4 protein-coding genes and 1 pseudogene are annotated in these 4,258 nt (G+C 61.9%); 2 read left to right on the plus strand and 3 right to left on the minus strand.

Features of this window, described 5'->3' with window-relative positions; genetic code table 11:
- Positions 1-900 (minus strand): amidase (locus tag EN969_RS19000; RefSeq protein WP_164758344.1); only part of this gene is annotated, 900 nt, incomplete at its 3' end.
- Positions 901-985: 85 nt separating this feature from the next.
- Positions 986-2,020 carry an extracellular solute-binding protein gene (locus EN969_RS19005; RefSeq protein WP_024503894.1) on the minus strand — a complete coding sequence of 345 codons (1,035 nt, stop codon included), beginning with the start codon at positions 2,018-2,020 and terminating at the stop codon, positions 986-988.
- On the opposite strand from EN969_RS19005, the gene EN969_RS19010 reads away from it, so the two are divergent.
- The gene (locus tag EN969_RS19010) at positions 1,992-2,270 is read left to right on the plus strand and encodes a hypothetical protein (protein WP_127224493.1); all 279 of its coding nucleotides are present in this window, start codon (positions 1,992-1,994) and stop codon (positions 2,268-2,270) included. The genes EN969_RS19005 and EN969_RS19010 overlap by 29 nt on opposite strands.
- Positions 2,271-2,385: 115 nt before the next feature.
- On the opposite strand, the gene EN969_RS19015 is transcribed toward EN969_RS19010, so the two are convergent.
- Complete coding sequence (locus tag EN969_RS19015; protein ID WP_063168088.1) at positions 2,386-3,357, minus strand: NAD-dependent epimerase/dehydratase family protein; 972 nt, start codon at positions 3,355-3,357, stop codon at positions 2,386-2,388.
- 722 nt (positions 3,358-4,079) lie between these two features.
- Between EN969_RS19015 and EN969_RS36080 the strand changes: the two are divergent.
- Positions 4,080-4,258 (plus strand): annotated as a pseudogene (locus EN969_RS36080) (NAD kinase); the annotation flags it as partial.

Here is a 4,258-nt window from a genome sequence, read left to right on the forward strand (position 1 = left end):
GCCCAGATCGACTTCCTCGACCGTGGCGCCAAGCGAGCGAAACACATCGCAGGCGGCAAGCGTGTTCTTGCGCACGTCCGGATCGACCTCGAAAGAACCGAGGTCCATCGAGAAAGCAATCTTCCAGCCCTTGATCGGCTTGTAGTCGCTGGGCAGGCGCAGTTTGGGGCGGAGCGTGGCGATGTCGAGCGGGCTCGGTCCGGCCATCACGTTCTGCAGCAGGATCGCATCCCCGACGTTTCGCGCCAAAGGTCCGGTGTGGCAGTAGAAATCGAGGTTGAACGGCGGCTCGTCCGGATTGCGCCCGTAAGGCGGCTTGAGGCCGACAAGACCGCAGGCCGACGCGGGAATTCGGATCGACCCGGCAATGTCCGAGCCGGTGGCGATCGACGACGTGCCGGACGCCAGCGTCGCCGCGGCACCGCCGGACGAACCGCCGGGCGTGAAATCCGGGTTCCACGGATTGCGCGTCACGCCCCAGCGTTTCGACCAGGTGTAGCCGGCGCAGCTGAATTCAGGCGTCGCCGTGCGGGCATGGACAATGCCTCCGGCCTTGATGATGCGCTCGTTCATCGTCGACGTATGGCCACCGATGGCATCCCGGGACAGCAGCGAGCCGTGCGAGGTCGGCTTGTCCTTGATGTAGCTCTCGTCCTTGATGCCGATCGGCAGCCCCTCGAGCGCCCCGGTACGGGCCCCCCTGGCGTATTTCGCCTCGGCTTTCCTGGCCAGATCCATCGCCTCGTCGAAATGCGTGAAGGTGAGGCAGTTGATCGTCGGCTTGGTGGCTTCGGCGCGGCGGATGGTGGCCTGCATCAGTTCGACGGGCGAAAGCTTCTTTGCCTTGAACAGCCGCAGCGCCTCGCTGGCCGGCATGTAGCAAAGGTCGAGATCGGTCATGGGAAGTCTCCTGCGATCTGCGCATCGCGTTGCATGGACGGAGATGACCGCGCCGCGTGCTGCGGCGCGGGAAAGCCTGGTCAGGTCATTTCTGCAGATCGGTCCAGATCTTCGTGTAGAGCGCCTGCACGTCGGGCGGGCATGCCTGCATGAACTGGCCCTTGGCGGCGAAATCGGCGGGAATGTTGACTTCCGGCGCGGTCTTCATGTCGTCGGGCATGAAGGCTTCCGAGCCCTTGATGCCGTTCGAATAACGCGCAAAGGCTGAGATCAGCGCCGCATTCTGCGGATCCATGATGAAATTCTGGAACAGCTTGGCGTTGTCGACGTTTTTGGCGTCCTTGAGGACAGCGACATTGTCCATCCAGATCGGATAGCCTTCCTTGGGATAGCCATAGACGATCTTGTCGTTCTCAAGCCGCTCGCGCAGCGATATGCCGTTCCAGTTGACGCCCGCGGCGATGTCGCCCCTGCCCAGGCCGTCGACGGCCGCATAGTCGAGCGAAAGCCATTTCGCCTTGGCCTCCACCAGCTTGTCATGCACCTTCTTCAGCATCTGCATGTCGCTGCTGCAATATTTGCCACCCTCGTAAGCGATGGCGAGGAACATGATGTCACCCATTTCGGGTACGACATTGATCTTGCCGACGAGTTCGGGGGGTGGGTCGAGGAAGATCGCCGATGTGTTGGGGTCGCCGGCATAAACCGACTTGTTCACCGAAATGCCGGTCGTTCCCCACTGCCATGGAACGGTATATTTGCGGCCTGGATCGAATGGAACATCGACCCACCTGGGATCGACGTTCTTGAAGTTCTCCATCTTGTTGGGATCGGTCTCCAAGAGCAGACCTTCGCTGATCCAGACCGGCACGACGCTCGCCGAGGGCACGACGATGTCATAGCCGGAGGCGCCCTGCCGGACCTTGGCCAGGGCGGTATCGTTGGAATCATAGTCGGTGACGGTGACCTTGACCTTGTAGGTCTCCTCGAACTTCTTGATCAGCTCGGGACTGGTGTAGTTGCCCCAATTGTAGATGTTGAGTTCGCCGTCGGCATGGGCAACGCCCGTGACAGTCAGCAGCGACAGGCCGATGGCCGTCGCGGTCAGTTTCCAGTTCATGCTGTATGCTCCCATTGTTGGGACCGGCGGCGTTACGGCCTCAGGTCCGTTTCCTGCTGACGAAAAGATGGCCGCGACAATGCCGATCGACGGCACGAGAACGGCCGTCGGCATCGCATTTGCGGCATGCGGCGCACCGGCAACGGCAAGCCGCATCGCAGTCGAGATATTCCCCTCTTCACGGTGGCCATTCACCGGCTGGCGCCGGCTGTCCAACTCAATTCGCGACCTCAGGAGTAACTATGACTAAACATGCAGTCAATATCTTTATGCGGATACGGCCATGGCTCGCCGATCGATGCGCCCGATGCGGTGGTGACCAAGTGGGCAGCCAGGAAAGAGCTTTGGCCGCGACGTCGGGCGCGTCAGGCCGTTGGGGCCGCAACGGTTCCGGCCGCAATTCGCTGACGGAACCAATCGAAGGTGCGCCCGATGCCTTCCTGATAGCCCGTCCTGGCTTCCCAGCCAGGAAGGACATGCCTCGCCGACGTCAGGTCCGGACGCCGATTTGTCGGATCCTGGGGAGCCGGAGGGTGGTGCTCGATGCGGCTGCCGGGGACAAGCGACCTGACGAATTCCGCGATGCGCAGGACGGAAACCTCGTGATCGTTGCCGATGTTCAGAGGGCCGCGATGCGAGATGCCGTCGCGCCAGAAGTAACGTTCCAGCCCCTCGACGATGTCGTCGACATAACCCCAACTGCGCGATTGGGACCCGTCGCCATAGACCGTCAGCACCCCGGTTGTCAGAGCCTGGATGGCAAAGTTCGAAACGGCGCGTCCGTCGTCGATGCGGGTTCGCGGCCCATATGTGTTGAAAATCCTGACGACGCGAATGTCGAGCCCGACAACCCGCTGCTGTTCGAACAGCAATGCCTCGGTGCAGCGTTTGCTTTCATCATAAGAGGCCCTGGGACCGGTGCAGTCCACCGATCCCCTGTAACTCTCGGGTTGGGGTGAAACCAGGGGGTCGCCATAGACTTCCGAGGTCGAGGCGAAGCAGAAACGGCCGCCGGGCTTGAGCAGCGTCAGAAGATTGAGCGCGCCGCCGATGTTGGCCTTGATCGTGCGTACCGGCTCGCGCATGTACCAAAGCGGCGAAGCCGGCGACGCGAGATGGATGATCTCATCGAAGCGTTGAAGGGATGAAAAGCTTTCGGCATCGGCAATCTGCAGATCGAAACGCGGATCGGCGATATGTGCGACGTTGTCTCGCGTCCCGGTCCAAAGATTGTCGACGACGATCAGCTTTTCCAGATCGCTTCGCCGCAACAGACGGTCGACCAGATGTGAGCCGAGGAAGCCGCAGCCACCAGAAATCAACACGCTGCGCGACATGGAACCCCCTGCTCCAGACACCCGGCCAGTCAACGAGCCGCAGGGCTTGTTTCCCAACAACGGCGGATACGAGGCTACCCAAAAACCTTTCCGCCAATCGGTGCACCCATCTACACCGCCAAGCGCCGCGAGTGCAAACAGCAAGCTTTCACGAGTGGAACGTGCGGCAGCCGACCGGCCTCTGCTTTTAAGGAGAGAAACTGCCGCGCGATGTCGCGCACCGAAGCGGCCGCCAATGCCGCCGGTCGTCCGAAAGGATGATCAGGTTACAGCGCTACAGCGCCCTTTGCGGGCATGGCGCTCCGGCTGCGTCACCACAGCGCGACGCCGTGGGCTGCGGTCGGAAGCTCGTCTCTTCGGACTGGCGCACCAGTTCGGCAAAGAGCAGCGCGAAGCTTCCCAGCATCAGAAAGACAATGATCAGGCGTGTTACCGGCAATATGTCGGCCTCGACTGGCTAGCCCCCACGCCACCCATCCACTGCCGGCTAACATGACCGATCCGGCTTTACGAGACTTTAAGGCCGGTCTTAACCATCACATTCGCGTAGCCTTTGTCATGATACGCGAACGCATGTCCGCATCCGCCGTCCCGCGGTCGCCTCGCCATCCCGGAATGGCATTGCCATCCGGGATGGCGGCTCCGTTTGCAGACCTACCCCGCCCATGCTACCCCGAAATTGGCGCGGCCCTGCCGCTGCCACCGGTCGTCATCGGGGAGCCATGAGCAAAGCCGCCAGCCACATCGCCTTCGTCTCGTCCGACACCGCTGACGCCAAGACGGCGCTGGAAAGCCTGTCGGCGCGCTATGGCCAGTCTTCCGTCGAGGAGGCCGAGATCGTCGTTGCCCTTGGGGGTGACGGCTTCCTGCTGCAGACCCTGCGCGACACGATGGGGACCGG

Source organism: Mesorhizobium sp. M7A.F.Ca.CA.003.01.2.1, from assembly GCF_003998945.1.
In the GTDB taxonomy this organism is placed as follows: domain Bacteria; phylum Pseudomonadota; class Alphaproteobacteria; order Rhizobiales; family Rhizobiaceae; genus Mesorhizobium; species Mesorhizobium ciceri.